This window comes from Stenotrophomonas maltophilia group sp. LNF247, assembly GCF_054083135.1.
In genome coordinates this window covers 65,080-82,330 of sequence record NZ_JBSRQL010000010.1, presented here as the reverse complement: position 1 = coordinate 82,330, position 17,251 = coordinate 65,080, and the positions used below count along the sequence as shown (strand labels likewise).

The window sequence follows — 17,251 nt, the reverse complement described above, 5'->3', positions numbered from 1 at the left end:
GGCTGATCCAGGCAGAAGCAGCCGAGCATGGCTCGGCTCTACAGTTGCAAAGAGCAGTCGTGCGGGCTCGACTCTACCGAAGCCAATGGCTCAGATCGCCAGTTCGGCCTCCACGTCCTGCACCTTGCGTCGGGCCAGTGCAAGGTTGGACTTGGTCCGGTCCAGCACGATGTAGAAGAACAGTCCCTTCTTCTTCGCGACCGGTCGCATGATGTGGTACGCCTTGCCCAGCGAGATCAGGATATCCTCGATGCTGTCATTGAGGTTCAACGAGGCGGCGGTCTTCATCTTGGCCCGGATCACTTCGGTGTTGCCGGCAGCGGCCACCTCCATGTCCATGCCGGCACCGGCTTCGCCCAGCAGCATGCCGCTTTCGTAGTCGACCAGCGCCACTGCCTGCGCGCCGTCGATGCCCATCAGTGCGTTCAACGATTCATTCAATCCAGCCACGTCGCACCCCTTGTCGATGTTGGTTCGAGCCCCTCGTTCCCCTGCGGCCGGGCTCACGATCCGCCGAGTTCGGCCAGGATCGCCTGGCCACATTCCCTGCTCTGCCACAGCACCTGGCCGATCACGCTGCGCTGGTCGCAGGCCGCCATCAGCAGCAGCGGTGCACGCCCTTCGGCCTGGATTGCCAGCATCAGCACCTTCCCGCCCATCGCTTCCAGCATCAGCGTCTGCAGATCGCCCAGCACCAGTTCGCGCCCGACCGCCGCGGCCAGCGCCAGCATCGCGCTGGTCATTGCCGCCAGCCGTTCGCCGCGCCCTTCGGCACCAGCGCTGACCAGGGCAAAGCCATCGACACTGGCCAGCACTACCGTGCGCACGCCTTCCACCCGCTGCTGCAGGTCCTGCAGCAGCGGCTGCAGGCGCGCACGCTGGCCGGCATCGGGCAGCACCGCCATCTGCCCGTCAGCCATGCGCGGCCACCAGTGCGTGCGCTTCCATTTCGCTCATCAGTACATCCATCAGCAGCAATCCCTGTTCGCGGTCGCGGGCATCCACCGCCAGCAAAGGCAGCGGTTGATCGTCCAGGCTGGCGCGTGCAGCCCAGTCGTCCAGCGCAGCGTGCGGCGCCTGGTCGAGATGGGTGACCGCCACCACCAGCGCCAATGACGCTGCGAACGGCTGCAGCACCTGCAGGTAGTCCTCCAGCTCGCCGGCCAACCCGGCACGGCGCGCGTCCAGCAGCAGCACCGCACCACGTGCCCCCTGCAGCAGGATCGGCCACAGGAAATCAAAGCGCTGCTGGCCGGGTGTCCCGTAAAGCCGCAGGCGTTCGCCGTTGGGCAGGTCGATGTCTGCGTAGTCCAGCGCGACGGTGGTGGAGGCCTTGTCGGCACCGAGGCGATCACTGTTGGCCACATCGGTGTCGATCACCGCGCCGGCCGCGATGCTGCGCACCAGCGTCGACTTGCCGCTGCCCATGCCACCGAGCACGACCACCTTGTGCTCACGCATTGCGCTCACTCCCACGCAGGTGGCGCCACAGGCGCGCAAGCAGGCCGTTGTCGGTGCCATTGCCGCGTAGGGCCGTCATCGGTGCCGCCGGGGCGCTCTGCAACTGCGCGTAACCGCAGAGATAGGCGGCATGGATGAAATCACGCACCGCCGCAGCCGGCAACTCGAGCAGCATCGCGCACTCTTCAACCGTGCACGCGCGCTTGAGCAGCAGCGAACACAGGCGGAAGCCATCGTGGTCGTGACCCAGCACGCGGAAATCCGGCCAGCGCAGCAGCTTCACCGAGGCGCCACGCAGGCGTTCGTCCAGTGCCTGCCAATGTCGGCTGCGCTGTGCCCACTGCCACAGCAGGGGCCGCAGTGGCTGGCGCGGCCGCTCACCGGCCAGGGCCTGCAGGCGAGCCGGCGTGAGCGCATCCAGCTGCAGGCGTTCGAAGGCATCGGCCAGGCGCTCTACCAGCGCGCTCGCGGGCTCCTGCAACAGCACCGCCTGGTCATGCTCGAGGTCCATCAGCAGGACGGGGTCACCCGCGTCACTCAGCAGTGCCTGCCCCTGGCGCAGGGGCAGCCGCTCGCGCAGCAGGCGGGTGATGGCGTGTGCACCATCGGCAAGACGGATCGGTGCGGGTGCGTGCATGGTCAGTGGCTCCACTGCCAACTGCATCCCGCGCAGGGCGCGGCCGATGGCACCGTCATCAAGTATGTCCTGAGGGCCATCGCCGTCGCGCAGCTGGCCCCCCAGATCCTCGATCCAGCACTGCAGTCGCGGGCGTTGCTGGCGCATGCGCAGGGCGGCGTTGCGCAGCGCCGGCGTATCACGGATGACCAGCAGGTCGCAATCGTCCAGATCCTGGCTGCGGCGGATCTGGCCGTCCGGCAGCGCCGATGCTACGCGTAGCCGCTGCAGCAGGGCCTGCTCGCCCTGGATGTCGGTTCCCACTACCAGCACGCGTGCCATCCGTGTTCCCCGTGCGGCCACCTCCCCGGTGGCCTCGCGTCGCCAAGGCTAGGACATCGCCAGCGGCAGCCGTCGTGATCGACTGCTCAGATCGGGAGCGGTTGCAGACGGTGTCCGATCGGTTCTGCGACGGCCATCGCGGGCAAGTTTCATGCCGCTTTGACGGCATTCCGACGGCCAACGGATGTCACGGTTCTGGACGCGGGTCGAATGGGGCCGCCCAAAAAGAAACCCGCGCCGAAGCGCGGGTTCCGGGGTCACGACCGAACGGCGACGGATCAGCCGCGCAGCTGCTCCAGCGCGGCATTGAAGGTCGCGCTCGGGCGCATCGCCTTGCTGGCCTTGGCCACGTCCGGACGGTAGTAGCCGCCGATGTCCACGGCCTTGCCCTGCACCGCGACCAGCTCTTCGACGATCTTCTGCTCGTTGTCGGTCAGCGCCTTGGCCAGCGGGGCGAAGCGCGCCTTCAGGGCGGCGTCTTCGTCCTGCGCGGCCAGGGCCTGGGCCCAGTACAGCGCGATGTAGAAGTGGCTGCCACGGTTGTCGATGCCACCCAGCTTGCGCGACGGCGACTTGTCGTTGTCCAGGAACTGGCCGTTGGCTTCGTCCAGCGCCTTGGCCAGCACACGGGCAGCGGCGTTGTCGTAGCGGTTGCCCAGGTGTTCCAGCGACGCGGCCAGGGCCAGGAATTCACCCAGCGAATCCCAGCGCAGGTAGTCTTCCTCGACGAACTGCTGCACGTGCTTCGGAGCCGAACCACCGGCACCGGTCTCGAACAGGCCGCCACCGGCCATCAGCGGCACGATCGACAGCATCTTGGCGCTGGTGCCCAGCTCCATGATCGGGAACAGGTCGGTCAGGTAGTCACGCAGCACGTTGCCGGTCACCGAGATGGTGTCCTCGCCCTTGCGGATGCGGTCCAGCGAGAACGCGGTCGCTTCCACCGGCGGCAGGATGCGGATGTCCAGACCGGCAGTATCGTGGTCCTTGAGGTACTGCTCGACCTTGGCGATGACCTGCGCGTCGTGGGCACGGGCGGCATCCAGCCAGAACACGGCCGGGGTGCTGCTCAGGCGGGCGCGCTCGACGGCCAGCTTCACCCAGTCCTGGATCGGCGCGTCCTTGGTCTGGCACATGCGCCAGATGTCACCGGCTTCGACGGCATGCTCGAACACCACGGTGCCAGCATCGTCGGTGACCTTGACCACGCCATCGGCAGCGATCTGGAAGGTCTTGTCGTGCGAGCCGTACTCCTCGGCCTTCTGCGCCATCAGGCCGACGTTCGGCACCGAACCCATGGTGGCCGGATCGAAGGCACCGTGCGCCTTGCAGTCGTCGATGACGGCCTGGTACACGCCGGCGTAGCAGCGGTCCGGAATGACGGCCTTGGTGTCCTGCAGCTTGCCTTCGGCATTCCACATCTTGCCGGAGTCGCGGATCATCGCCGGCATCGAGGCGTCGACGATGACGTCGCTCGGCACGTGCAGGTTGGTGATGCCCTTGTCCGAGTTGACCATGGCCACGCCCGGGCGCTGTGCGTACTCGGCAGCCAGGTCGGCTTCGATCGCGGCACGGGTGGCTTCCGGCAGCGACGGCAGGCGCGCAGCCAGGTCACCGATGCCGTTGTTGGCATCGAAACCGGCCTGCTTCAGCACGTCGGCGTGCTTGGCCAGCACGTCCTTGTAGAACTCGTTCACCGCCACGCCGAACATGATCGGGTCGGAGACCTTCATCATGGTCGCCTTCAGGTGCAGCGAGAACAGCACGCCCTGGGCCTTGGCATCGGCAATCTGCTCGCCGATGAACGCGGCCAGTGCCTTGCGGCTCATCACGGCGGCATCGACGATCTCGCCGGCCTTGACCGCGGTCTTTTCCTTCAGCACAGCGGTGCTGCCGTCATTGCCGTGGAAGGTGATCTTCAGCGAACCGACATTGGCCAGGGTGGCCGACTTCTCGCTGCCGTAGAAATCACCGGCGGCCATGTGCGCGACATGCGACTTCGAATCCGGCGCCCAGGCGCCCATGCGGTGTGGGTGCTTGCGCGCGTAGTTCTTCACCGACAGCGGTGCACGGCGGTCGGAGTTGCCTTCGCGCAGCACCGGGTTCACCGCGCTGCCCTTGACCTTGTCGTAGCGCGCCTTGTAGTCGCGCTGCTGGTCGTCGGCCGGGGTTTCCGGGTAATCCGGCAGCGGATAGCCCTGGTCCTGCAGTTCCTTGATGGCCGCCTTCAGCTGCGGCACCGAGGCGGAAATGTTCGGCAGCTTGATGATGTTGGCGTCCGGGGTGGTCGCCAGCTGGCCCAGCTCGGCCAGGTCGTCGCTGACCTTCTGCGCGTCACTGAGCAGTTCCGGGAACTGCGACAGGATGCGGCCGGACAGCGAGATGTCACGGGTTTCCACCACGATGCCGGCTGTACCGGTGTAGGCGTCAACGATCGGCAGCAGCGACTGGGTGGCCAGGAACGGGGCTTCGTCGGTCAGCGTGTAGAGAATCTTGGACATGGGGGACTTGGACTCTGTAGCAGTGCTCAGGGGAAGGCCGGCGCCAGCGCCGGGCCACGTGCAACCGTGTCGCGCGCGGGGCCGGGCCCCACGCTTTCCCCCGTCGCCGTCAGGGTGGGCGCGCGGCAGGGGAAACCCCTGCATTGTCGCGTTTTCAGCCGCGCGGGGCAAAGCCGCGCCATACGCGGCGGTACTGCATGCCGGCAACGCTGTGATCCATCCACGCCTGGACGAAGCTCGCCCACAGCATCAGTGGATCCACGCCATGCGTGGATGAAGCCGACCATCGCCCAATAAAAAAGGACGCAGCCTCGCGGCTGCGTCCATCGTGAGCCCTGCCGGGAGAGAGTCGGCAGGACTTACTTGACCTCGAACTCCTGCGGCGTTCCGGCCGCCTTGCCATCGACGGTGACTTCGGCGCGGTACTTGCCGGCCGGCCAGCCCTTTGCATTCTTGAACGTGACGTTGGTGGTTTCGGCACCGCTGGTGTTCAGCGTGGCATTCTGTTCGCCGGCCACCTGGCCGTCCTGGTAGGTCAGCTTCGCGCCAACGGTGACGTTGTTGGCGGCGCCGTCGGTCTTGACCGAGACGATGATGTCGTCCTTCGGTGCGAACAGAGCCGTCGTCGCAACCGACTTGTCGGCGGCGGCGGTCTTTCCGACCGTTACCGACGAGACGCTGACAGCAGCGGCTTCGGCCATCGGCGGCGGCGCGCCGGTCATCGGGGCCGGTGCTGCCGGTTCGGCCGGAGCGGTCGCTGCCGGAGCGGCATTGTTGTCGGTCGACTCTTCTTTCTTCTTGCAACCGACCAGGGCGACGCTGCCCAGCAGGGCGGCGATCAGGGCGGTCTGGAGCGGGGTGGTCTTGATCATTCGGGGTTCCTCCCAGGGATTGTCGGACGGCGTTCTGGCCGGCTTACTTCGGCGGCAGTTTCAGGGTCTGGCCCGGGAAGATCTTGTCCGGGTCATCAAGCACATCGCGGTTGGCTTCGAAGATCTTCTTCCAGGCATTGGCGTCGCCCAGATGCTGCTTGGCGATCTTCGACAGCGAGTCACCCTTCTGCACGGTATAGGTGCCGCCGCTGACAACGTCTGCGGTGCTGTCCACCGAAGCGCTGACGCCGGAGAAGTCCGCCTTCGGCACCTGCTCGGCGGTACTGTCGACACTGCCACTGACGCCGGAGAAATCGGCTTTCTTCTCGGTACTCATCCACAACTCCCGTCTGCATGACTACGTGATTGGCACGGTGCCATGGCGGTTGTTAAATGGGGATGGTGCAGGTGTGAAGCCGGCCCCGGGGGCGGCTGAACAATCGGGGGAATGGACACCCGGTGGTGCCGGCCGCTGGCCGGCTGTGCCACGGGATCCGGCCTTGGCCGATTGCCGGCCAGCGGCCGGCACTACCGGTAACCGCCTGCGGCGGTTACTGCCGCAGCTCGCGGTAGGTCGCGGCCGGGGCGACGATGCCCGGGCTGGCACGCCAGGGGTTGATGTCCAGGCCACCACGGCGGGTGTAGCGGGCCTCAACCTCCAGCCAGTGCGGCTGGCAGCGCGCGGACACCTCGCTGAAGATCCGCTCAACACACTGCTCGTGGAACTCGGCATGCTCGCGGTAGCTGACCAAGTAGCGCAGCAGGCCGGCGCGGTCGATCTTCGGCCCACGGTAACGCAGGCTGACCGTGGCCCAGTCCGGCTGGCCGGTGACCGGGCAGTTGGACTTCAGCAGCGCCGAGACCAGGGTCTCCTCCACCACCTCGCCCGCATCGGCGGCGAGGAAGTCCGCCTGCGGCGGGCCGTAGCAGTCGATCTCCACGTCCAGCCCGTCGATGGATTCGCCAAGCGGCGTCTCTTGCAGCTCCGGCAGGCCGAACTCCACCTGGACCGGCGCACCGGCGCAGGTCGACAGATCCGCCACGATGCGCGCGCGCAGCGCCTCGGCGTTGTCGATGCGGGTGCTGTTGAGGGAGTTCAGGTACAGCTTGAACGACTTCGATTCGATCAACCGCGGCGAGGTGCACGGCACCTGGATGGTGGCGACGGCGACCTGCGGCTTGCCACGCGGGTCGAGCCAGCTCAGCTCGAAGGCGTGCCAGCGGTCGTGGCCGACGAACGGCAGCGCGCCGTCATCGAGACCGATCTCGGCGCGGGCGCCGCTGCGCGGGATCGGAAACAGCAGGCCGGGATCGTACTGCGACGGGTAACTGACCTCGCGACCGAGGCTGGAATCCTGTGGGGTGTTCATGGGGGTCATTGTATCGCGCGGAGGGCGGGCCTTCGGCCGGGCCGGCCAACGGCGAAGCCCCTCCGTGGTGGTTGTATTGGGATGATCGCGAAAGGCGGTCTATCGGCTTGGCCGGGTGGGCAGGCGGGTCGGGGGACGCCGTAAACCCGTCCATGGAGGCTTGGCCGCGGCATCCATGCCGCAGACACCCCCGCCCCGCCTGCCCACCCGGCCCCTGACAGTTCCTTGCACGCGGCCACCACCACGGGAAAGATCAGAAAATCAAGATCAAAAGCCGATTCTTCAGACGTTCACGACGCCTGCCGTGTCGACCAAGGTCGACACCCACCAGAAGCAGAGTGTCGTTCCGACAGCCCGCGGGAAACTGTCGAAGGCGGGGCGGGTCCGGTGGCAGGGGCGTGAGCCGCATGGGCCCGAGGCATGCCTCGGGCGGGTTGGGCAGGACGCCCAACCCCGGTCTTGCCGTGTGCGCAGGACGGCGCACACGAGCAAGCGGCGACCGAGCTTACATGGACGTACTTGCAGCGTCCCCTGCCACCGGACCCACCCCGCCATCCCTCAGGAAACCAGCTTTTGCCGTTGACGTGGCTTTGGTCTCGGCGGGTGCAGGGCTGCAAGCCCTGCCAACACCCCTCACCCCGCAGGCGTACCGGTACCGTGCAGGTAATCCAGGCTCACCTGCAGCAGCGCACGCAGACCCACATCCAGCGCCTTCTCATCCAGCAGGAACTTCGGCGAATGATTGGCCGGCGCCGTCGCCGGGTCGATGCCCACGCTGGTGGAACCGACGAAGAAGAACATGCCAGGCACTTCCTTCGCGTACAGCGAGAAATCCTCCGCGCCCATCTGCAACGGTGGCTCGTATACGTTGTCCTTGCCCACCACCGCCTGCAGGCTCGGCAGCATCTTCGCGGTCAGCGCCGGGTCGTTCACCGTGGCCGGGTTGCCCTCCGATTCGTAGATGTCGGTCACCGCCTTGGCACCGTGCGCGGCGGCCGTGTGCTCGGCCACGTTGCGCAGGTCGGCGAAGATCTGCTGGCGCATCCCTTCGTCGAAGGTGCGGATGGTGCCGACCATCTCCACTTCATCGGGAATGATGTTGTAGCGGATGCCGCCGTTGATTGCGCCGAAGGTCAGCACCGCCGGTTGCTTGGACAGGTTGGCACGGCGGCTGACGATGGTCTGCGCGGTGCCGACCAGATCGGCGGTGGCGACGATCGGGTCAACACCGTTCCACGGTGCCGAGCCATGCGTCTGGCGCCCGATCACTTTGATGCCGAAACGGTCCGAGGCGGCCATCAACGGGCCACCGCGCACCGCGATCTGGCCGGCCTGCACGCTGGAGAACACATGCAGGCCAAACACCGCCTCCGGCTTGAAATCGGCGAACAGCCCTTCCTTCAGCATGAGTGCGGCACCGCCCTCTTCCGGCGGCGGCGCGCCCTCCTCGGCCGGCTGGAAGATCAGCATCACCTGGCCCGGCAGGTCCTTCTTCATCGACACCAGTGCTTCGGCCACGCCGAGCAGCGTCGCGGTGTGCGCGTCGTGGCCACAGGCATGCATCACGCCCACGGTCTGCCCGCGGTACTGGTCAGTGACCCTGGAAGCGAACGGCAGGCCGGTCTGCTCGGTCACCGGCAGCGCGTCCATGTCCGCGCGCAATGCGATCTTCGGGCCCGGCTTGCCGCCTTCGATGATCGCCACCACGCCGTGGTGGGCGATGCCGGTCTTCGGCTTCAGGCCCATCGCCCGCAGGCGCTTGGCGACTTCGGCCGAGGTACGCACTTCGCGGTTGGACAGCTCCGGGTGCTGGTGGAAATCACGACGCCACTCGATCACCTTGGACTGCAGCCGCTGCGCGGCGGCGGTCACTTCCGGGCGCTGCCCGTCCTGGGCGTGGGCAAGGGCCGGCAGGGCCAGCAGCAGGGCGGACAGCAGCAGCGAACGGCGCATCACAATCTCCACGGCAGGGGGTTCCAGCTGAATGTAGGGCAACACTGCCGCCACGGGAACCTCCGGCGCGGCATCCGGTCTTAGCGCCCGTCCCATCCGTCATGCAGGAAACGTGATGTGGCACAGGTATGCTTTGCGCATTGCCCGCCGGGCTCCGCCCGGTCCAGCCCTCTTGGAGTCCTCGTAATGTCACGTGTTTGGAAGATCGTGCTGCTGGTCGTGGCAGTGCTGGTGCTGGCCGTGGTCGGCCTGCGCGTCATCGGCGGCGGCAAGGACAAGGCTGGAAAACCCGCTGCGGGCGCGCGCCAGGGCGGCGAAGACCCGGATGCCGGCCCGGTGCCGGTGACCGTGGTCGATGCCACGCGCCAGGACGTGCCGGTGTATGCCAGCGCGCTGGGCACGGTGACTGCGATGAACACCGTGACCGTCAGCCCGCAGGTCGGCGGCCAGCTGATGAGCCTGAATTTCCGCGAAGGCCAGGAAGTGAAGCAGGGCGACGTGCTGGCGGTGATCGACCCGCGCACCGCCCAGGCCAGCTACGACCAGGCCGCTGCGGCCAAGCGCCAGAACGAGGCGCTGCTGGCCACCGCGCGCTCCAACTACCAGCGCTCGAACGCACCGGAGTATCGCCAGTACGTCGCCAAGACCGATCTGGATACACAACGAAACCAAGTGGCACAGTACGAAAGCGCGGTGGCGGCCAACGAGGCCAGCATGCGCTCGGCGCAGGTGCAGCTGCAGTACACCAAGGTCACCGCACCGATCTCCGGCATCGCCGGCATCCGCGCGGTCGACGCGGGCAACGTGGTCAACGCCGGCACCGCGCTGGTCACGCTGACCCAGATCCATCCGATCCACGTGCTGTTCAACCTGCCCGAGCGCCAGCTGGGTGATGTGCGCCAGGCACAGGCCGCCGGCACGGTGCCGGTGGCCGCGCTGGACCGCGCCGACTCGCATGTTCTGTCCGGCGACGGCAAGCTGGACGTGGTCGACAACCTGATCAGTGCGGACAGCGGCACGTTCAAGGCACGTGCGGTCTTCGACAACACCGACAATGGCCTGTGGCCGGGCCAGTTCGTCAACGTCCGCATGCAGCTGCGCACGATTGCCGGTGGCGTGGTCATCCCGACCCAGGCCGTCCTGCGTGGGCCGGATGGCGAATACGTCTATGTCGTGCAGGGCGACAACACGGTGAAGATGCAGACCGTGCGCAGCGGCGTGGAAGTGGGCGACAGCCAGGTGCAGATTGCCGAAGGCCTGAAGGGCGGCGAGCGGGTGGTCAGTGAAGGCCAGTTCCGCCTGAAGCCGGGCAGCAAGGTCACCGCACTGAAGCCGGGCCAGACCCCGGCCGCACCGACCGAGGCCGAGCTGAAGGCGGCCGAACAGAAGAACGGTGGCGGCGGTGGCCGTCGCGGTGGTGGCCCGCGCTGAGCGCAGGCGACTGTTCTCCCTCGCGCCGGCATGCTCGTCGGCGCCGACATTGAAGTGCCAGCAAGGATCAGTCCGTGGGCTTTTCGACGATCTTCATCCGCCGCCCGATCGCCACCTCGCTGTTGATGGCGGGCCTGTTGCTGCTGGGCATCCTCGGCTACCGCAAGCTGCCGGTGTCGGCGCTGCCGGAAATCGATGCGCCCAGCCTGGTGGTCACCACCCAGTACCCCGGCGCCAACGCCACCACCATGGCCTCGCTGGTCACCACGCCGCTGGAGCGCCAGTTCGGGCAGATCTCCGGGCTGGAGCTGATGACCTCCGACTCGTCGGCCGGGTTGTCCACGATCATCCTGCAGTTCTCGATGGACCGGAACATCGACATCGCCGCGCAGGACGTACAGGCGGCGATACGCCAGGCCACCCTGCCCTCGTCGCTGCCCTACCAGCCGGTCTACAACCGGGTGAACCCGGCTGACGCGGCCATCGTTACCTTGAAACTGACGTCTGACACGCGTCCGCTGCGCGATGTCAACAACTACGCTGACTCCATCCTGGCCCAGCGCCTGTCGCAGGTGCAGGGCGTCGGCCTGGTCTCGATTGCCGGCAACGTGCGCCCGGCCGTGCGCATCCAGGTCAATCCGGCGCAGCTGTCGAACATGGGCCTGACCCTGGAACAGCTGCGCAGCGCGCTCACCCAGGCCAACGTCAATGCGCCCAAGGGCTCGTTGAACGGCAAGACCCAGTCCTACAGCATCGGCACCAACGACCAGCTGGCCAGCGCCGCCGAGTACCGCGACACCATCATCAGCTACAAGAACGGCCGCCCGGTGCGGCTGTCGGACGTGGCCGAGGTGGTCGATGGCGTGGAGAACGACCAGCTCGCCGCCTGGGCCGATGGCAAGCCGGCGGTGCTGCTGGAAGTGCGGCGCCAGCCCGGTGCCAACATCGTGCAGACGGTCGAGCGCATCCGCGCGATCCTGCCGCAGTTGCAGGGCGTGCTGCCAGCCGACGTGCACCTGGAGATCTTCAACGACCGTACCGAGACCATCCGCGCCTCGGTGCACGAAGTGCAGTTCACCCTGATCCTCACCATCGGCCTGGTGGTGGCGGTGATCTTCGTGTTCCTGCGCCGGTTGTGGGCCACGATCATTCCCTCGGTGGCGGTACCGCTCTCGCTGGCCGGCACTTTCGCGGTGATGGCCTTTGCCGGCATGTCGCTGGACAACCTCTCGCTGATGGCGCTGGTGGTGGCCACCGGTTTCGTGGTCGACGATGCGATCGTGATGATCGAGAACATCGTGCGGTATATCGAACAGGGCAAGAGCGGCAAGGAAGCGGCCGAGATCGGTGCACGCCAGATCGGCTTCACCGTGCTGTCGCTGACCATCTCGCTGGTGGCGGTGTTCCTGCCGCTGCTGCTGATGCCCGGCGTGACCGGCCGCCTGTTCCATGAGTTCGCCTGGGTGCTGAGCATCGCGGTGGTGCTGTCGATGCTGATCTCGCTGACGCTCACCCCGATGATGTGTGCCTACCTGCTCAAGCCCGATGCCCTGCCCGAGGGCGAGGACGCGCATGAGCGCGCGGCGGCGGCCGGCAAGCAGAACCTGTGGACGCGCACCGTCGGCCTGTACGAGCACAGCCTGGACTGGGTGCTGGGCCACCAGCGCCTGACCCTGGCCGTGGCCGGCGGCGCACTGGTGCTGACCGTGCTGCTGTACGTGCTGATCCCCAAGGGCCTGCTGCCCGAACAGGACACCGGCCTGATCACCGGCGTGGTGCAGGCCGACCAGAACATCGCCTTCCCGCAGATGGAGCAGCGCACCAGGCAGGTGGCCGAAGCGCTGCGCCAGGATCCGGACGTGACCGGCGTGTCGGCCTTCATCGGCGCCGGCAGCATGAACCCCACGCTCAACCAGGGCCAGCTGTCGATCGTGCTGAAGGAACGCGGCGAGCGCGATGGCCTGGAGGAGATCCTGCCGCGCCTGCAGAAGGCAGTGGCCGGCATTCCGGGGGTGGCGCTCTACCTGAAGCCGGTGCAGGACGTAACCCTGGATACCCGTGTGGCCGCCACCGAGTACCAGTACTCGCTGTCGGACGTGGATTCGGCGACGGTGGCGACCCAGGCCACGCGCCTGACCGAAGCGCTGCGCAAGCGCCCGGAACTGGCCGACGTCGACAACAACCTGTCCAGCCAGGGCCGCGCCCTGGAGCTGAACATCGACCGCGACAAGGCCAGCGTGCTGGGCGTGCCGATGCAGACCATCGACGACACGCTCTACGATGCGTTCGGCCAGCGCCAGATCTCGACCATCTTCACCGAGCTCAACCAGTATCGCGTGGTGCTGGAAGTGGCACCGGAGTTCCGCACCAGCACCGCGCTGATGGAACAGCTGGCGGTCGCCTCCAACGGCGCCGGCGCATTGACCGGCACCAATGCCACCAGCTTCGGCCAGGTCACCTCCTCCAACTCGTCCACCGCCACCGGCATCGGCGCGCAGAACACCGGCATCACTGTCGGCGCCGGCAACATCATTCCGCTGTCGGCGCTGGCCGAAGGCAAGGTGAGCAGCGCACCGCTGGTGGTCAGCCACCAGCAGCAGCTGCCGGCGGTGACGGTGTCGTTCAACGTGGCGCCGGGCTATTCGCTGTCCGAAGCGGTGCGAGCGATCCAGGAGACCAAGGACAGCCTGGACATGCCGGCACACCTGCATGCCGAATTCATCGGCAAGGCCGCTGAATTCACCGGCAGCCAGACCGATGTGGTGTGGCTGCTGCTGGCCTCGCTGGTGGTGATCTACATCGTGCTGGGCGTGCTCTACGAGAGCTACATCCACCCGATCACGATCATCTCCACCCTGCCGCCGGCCGGTGTCGGCGCGCTGCTGGCGCTGATGCTGTGCGGGCTGAGCCTGTCGGTGGATGGCATCGTCGGCATCGTGCTGCTGATCGGCATCGTCAAGAAGAACGGCATCATGATGGTCGACTTCGCGATCGAGGCGCGCCGCGCCGGTGCCAACGCGCATGAAGCGATCCGTCGCGCCTGCCTGCTGCGCTTCCGCCCGATCATGATGACCACCGCTGCGGCAATGCTCGGCGCACTGCCGCTGGCGCTGGGCACCGGCATCGGTTCGGAGCTGCGCCGCCCGCTGGGTATCGCCATCGTCGGCGGCCTGCTGCTGTCGCAGCTGGTCACGCTGTACACCACGCCGGTGATCTACCTGTACATGGAGCGCTTCTCCGAGTGGCTGGCGCGCCGCCGCGAACAGCGCGCGCTGCGCAATGGTTCGCTGCAGGAGCCGCAGGCATGATCCACGCCCCGCTGCTGCGGGAGGCCGCACGATGAACCTGTCCGGCCCTTTCATCCGCCGCCCGATCGGCACCGCGCTGCTGGCCATCGGCCTGTTCATGGTCGGCCTGATCTGCTACCTGCGCCTGGGCGTGTCGGCGCTGCCGAACATCGAGATCCCCGTGATCTTCGTGCACGCCAGCCAGTCCGGCGCCGATGCGGCAACCATGGCGTCCACGGTCACCGCACCGCTGGAACGCCACCTCGGCCAGCTGCCGGGCATCGACCGCATGCGCTCGTCGAGCTCGGAAGGCAGCTCGCTGGTGTTCATGATCTTCCAGAGCGGCCACGACATCGATTCGGCCGCGCTGGACGTGCAGACCGCGATCAACTCGGCGCAGGCCGACCTGCCCTCGGGCATGGGCTCGCCGATGTACCAGAAGGCAAACCCGAACGACGACCCGGTCATCGCCATTGCGCTGACCTCGCAGACGCAGTCGGCCGACGAGCTCTACAACGTCGCCGATTCGCTGCTGGCACAGCGCATCCGCCAGATCAGCGGCGTGGCCTCGGTGGACATCGCCGGTGCCTCGACGCCGGCCGTGCGCGTGGACGTCAACCTGCGCCTGATGAACGCGCTGGGCCTGACTGCCGATGATCTGCGCAACGCCGTACGCGCAGCCAATGTCACCTCGCCCACCGGCTTCCTCAGCGATGGAAATACCACCACCGCGATCATCGCCAACGATTCGGTCGCGCGTGCAGCCGACTTCGCCGACCTGGTGGTGAAGACCCAGGGCGATGGCCGGGTGATCCGCCTGAAGGACATCGCCAACGTCTATGACGGCCAGCAGGATGCCTACCAGGCCGCCTGGTTCGACCACAAGCCGGCGGTGGTGATGTACGTGTTCACACGCGCCGGGGCCAACATCGTGGAGACCGTGGACCGGGTCAAGGCGCAGATTCCCGCGCTGCGCGACTACCTGCAGCCCGGCACCACGATGACGCCGTACTTCGACCGTACGCCGACCATCCGCTCGTCGCTGCATGAAGTGCAGATTACCCTGCTGATCAGCCTGGCGATGGTGGTGCTGACCATGGCGCTGTTCCTGCGCCGGCTGGCGCCGACCCTGATCGCCGCCGTAACCGTGCCGCTGTCGCTGGCCGGTGCGGCGCTGGTGATGTACGTGATGGGCTTCACCCTGAACAACCTGAGCCTGCTGGCGCTGGTGATCGCGATCGGCTTCGTGGTGGACGATGCGATCGTGGTGATCGAGAACATCATGCGCCATCTCGACGAGGGCATGCCGCGGATGCAGGCGGCACTGACCGGCGCGCGCGAGATCGGCTTCACCATCGTCTCGATCACTGCCTCGCTGGTGGCGGTGTTCATTCCGCTGCTGTTCGCCAGCGGCATGATGGGCGCGTTCTTCCGCGAGTTCACCGTCACCCTGGTGGCGGCCATCGTGGTCTCGATGATCGTCTCGCTGACGCTGACCCCGGCGCTGTGCAGCCGCTTCCTCAGTGCGCACGACCACAGCGCGCCGCCGTCGCGTTTCGGCCGCTGGCTCGATGCCGGCCACGAGCGGATGCTGCGCATCTACACCGTGTTCCTCGACTTCTCGCTGCGCCACGCGCTGCTGCTGTCGTTGACGCCGTTGCTGCTGATCGCCGCCACCATCTTCCTGTTCGGTGCAGTGAAGAAGGGTGCGTTCCCGCCGCAGGACACCGGCCTGATCTGGGGCCGGGCCAATTCCAGCGCCACCGTTTCCTTCGAGGACATGGTCAGCCGCCAGCGTCGCATCACCGACATGCTGATGGCCGACCCGGCAGTGAAGACCGTGGGCGTTCGCCTGGGCAGCGGCCGCCAGGGGTCGAGTGCGCAGTTCAACATCGAGCTGAAATCGCGCAGGGAAGGCCGTCGCGAAACCACCGCGCACGCCCTGGCGCGGCTGAGCGCCAAGGCCGACCGCTACCCCGACCTGCAACTGCGCCTGCGCGCTATCCAGGATCTGCCCAGCAATGACGGCGGCGGCTCAAGCCAGGGCGCGCAGTACCGCATCTCGCTGCAGGGCAACGACCTGGCATCACTTCAGGAGTGGCTGCCCAAGCTGCAGGCGGAGCTGAAGAAGAACCCGAAGCTGCGCGACGTCGGCACCGATGTGGACAACGCCGGCCTGCGCCAGAACATCCAGATCGACCGCGCAAAGGCTGCGCGCCTGGGCATCACGGTCGGCGCCATCGACGGCGCGCTGTACGGCGCCTTCGGCCAACGCCAGATCTCCACCATCTACTCCGACATCAACCAGTACAGCGTGGTGGTCAATGCCCTGCCCTCGCAGACCGCCACGCCGGCGGCGCTGGATGAGGTTTACGTGCGTGCGGGCAACGGCGACATGGTACCGATCACCGCGGTGGCCACCCAGGTGCCCGGCCTGGCACCGTCGCAGATCACCCATGAAAACCAGTACACGACGATGGACCTCAGCTACAACCTTGCTCCGAACGTGAGCATGGGCGAAGCCAAGGCGATCATCGACGCCACCGTAGCCGGCATGCGCATGCCCGGTGACATCCGCCTGGCCGACGACGCGGGCTTCGGCTTCAATTCAGATCCCAGCGACATGCTGATCCTGGTGTTTGCCGCGATCCTGACCGTCTACCTGGTGCTGGGCATGCTCTACGAGAGCCTGATCCACCCGGTCACCATCCTGTCCACGCTGCCGGCGGCGGGCGTCGGTGCGCTGCTGGCGTTGTTCGGCACCAACACCGAACTGTCGGTGATCTCGATGATCGCGCTGGTGCTGCTGATCGGCATCGTCAAGAAGAACGCGATCATGATGATCGACTTCGCGCTGGTGGCGCAGCGCGAGCATGGGCTGGCGCCGCGCGAGGCGGCACGCGAGGCCAGCATCGTGCGCTTCCGTCCGATCATGATGACGACGATGGTGGCGATCCTGGCAGCGGTTCCGCTGGCGATCGGCCTGGGCGAAGGGTCCGAACTGCGTCGTCCGCTGGGTATCGCGATGATCGGCGGCCTGCTGTTCTCGCAGAGCCTGACCCTGCTCAGCACGCCGGCGCTGTACGTGATCTTCTCGTGCCTGGCCGAACGCTGGCGGGCCCGTCGCGCGCGCAGGCGCGAAGCGAAGCTGCTCAAGCGCGCGCAGCGGGCGTAGAGCGGCCCATCCACGCATGGCGTGGATCTACGGGGGTAGAGCCGGCCACTGGCCGGCTTTCTCCGTACGGCGAATCTGCCGGCCAGCGGCCGGCACTACCGTGGATGCGAATGGTGGGTACGGACCGTGGGTGCGGACCGTTGGTCCGCACGCCTCCAGGTTTGACGTGCCGTAACGAAAAGAGAACAATTCTCATCCAGCCACGGTCCTGCGCCCCGTTGCGGCGCCCCGCTGCCTTCCCCG

Annotated in this window: 12 protein-coding genes; 3 read left to right on the top strand and 9 right to left on the bottom strand. The window is 67.0% G+C overall.

Features of this window, described 5'->3' with window-relative positions; genetic code table 11:
* Window positions 1-90: 90 nt before the first annotated feature.
* The 9 genes from ACTXG9_RS11840 to ACTXG9_RS11800 form a co-directional block, all read right to left on the bottom strand.
* Window positions 91-450 carry a hypothetical protein gene (locus ACTXG9_RS11840; protein WP_005419760.1) on the bottom strand — a complete coding sequence of 120 codons (360 nt, stop codon included), beginning with the start codon at window positions 448-450 and terminating at the stop codon, window positions 91-93.
* Between the two features lie 53 nt (window positions 451-503).
* A complete protein-coding gene (locus tag ACTXG9_RS11835; RefSeq protein ID WP_111098609.1) occupies window positions 504-920 on the bottom strand; it encodes a roadblock/LC7 domain-containing protein in 417 nt (138 codons plus the stop codon).
* Complete coding sequence (locus ACTXG9_RS11830) at window positions 913-1,461, bottom strand: GTP-binding protein (protein WP_010481027.1); 549 nt, start codon at window positions 1,459-1,461, stop codon at window positions 913-915. The genes ACTXG9_RS11835 and ACTXG9_RS11830 overlap by 8 nt, the downstream gene beginning before the upstream one ends.
* Entirely contained in the window at window positions 1,454-2,419 is a 966-nt protein-coding gene (locus ACTXG9_RS11825; RefSeq protein WP_021202039.1) for a hypothetical protein, read from the bottom strand. The genes ACTXG9_RS11830 and ACTXG9_RS11825 overlap by 8 nt, the downstream gene beginning before the upstream one ends.
* A 278-nt stretch (window positions 2,420-2,697) precedes the next feature.
* Window positions 2,698-4,920, bottom strand: a complete 2,223-nt coding sequence (locus ACTXG9_RS11820; RefSeq protein WP_111098607.1) for an NADP-dependent isocitrate dehydrogenase — start codon at window positions 4,918-4,920, stop codon at window positions 2,698-2,700.
* Between the two features lie 359 nt (window positions 4,921-5,279).
* Window positions 5,280-5,792, bottom strand: coding sequence for a hypothetical protein (locus tag ACTXG9_RS11815; protein ID WP_111102215.1), 513 nt, complete (start codon window positions 5,790-5,792; stop codon window positions 5,280-5,282).
* Window positions 5,793-5,835: 43 nt separating this feature from the next.
* Window positions 5,836-6,129, bottom strand: coding sequence for a LysM peptidoglycan-binding domain-containing protein (locus ACTXG9_RS11810; protein ID WP_005419771.1), 294 nt, complete (start codon window positions 6,127-6,129; stop codon window positions 5,836-5,838).
* A 214-nt stretch (window positions 6,130-6,343) separates the two neighbouring features.
* Entirely contained in the window at window positions 6,344-7,162 is an 819-nt protein-coding gene (gene queF / locus ACTXG9_RS11805; RefSeq protein ID WP_021202043.1) for an NADPH-dependent 7-cyano-7-deazaguanine reductase QueF, read from the bottom strand.
* Window positions 7,163-7,795: 633 nt separating this feature from the next.
* Window positions 7,796-9,115, bottom strand: coding sequence for a M20 family metallopeptidase (locus ACTXG9_RS11800; RefSeq protein WP_031269365.1), 1,320 nt, complete (start codon window positions 9,113-9,115; stop codon window positions 7,796-7,798).
* A 186-nt stretch (window positions 9,116-9,301) separates the two neighbouring features.
* On the opposite strand from ACTXG9_RS11800, the gene ACTXG9_RS11795 reads away from it, so the two are divergent.
* From ACTXG9_RS11795 to ACTXG9_RS11785, 3 genes are all read left to right on the top strand, one after another.
* A complete protein-coding gene (locus ACTXG9_RS11795; RefSeq protein WP_021202129.1) occupies window positions 9,302-10,546 on the top strand; it encodes an efflux RND transporter periplasmic adaptor subunit in 1,245 nt (414 codons plus the stop codon).
* 74 nt (window positions 10,547-10,620) lie between these two features.
* The gene (locus ACTXG9_RS11790) at window positions 10,621-13,854 is read left to right on the top strand and encodes an efflux RND transporter permease subunit (protein ID WP_111098934.1); all 3,234 of its coding nucleotides are present in this window, start codon (window positions 10,621-10,623) and stop codon (window positions 13,852-13,854) included.
* A 31-nt stretch (window positions 13,855-13,885) separates the two neighbouring features.
* On the top strand, window positions 13,886-17,008 hold the full coding sequence (locus ACTXG9_RS11785; protein ID WP_021202131.1) for an efflux RND transporter permease subunit: 3,123 nt from the start codon (window positions 13,886-13,888) through the stop codon (window positions 17,006-17,008).
* Window positions 17,009-17,251 lie beyond the last annotated feature (243 nt).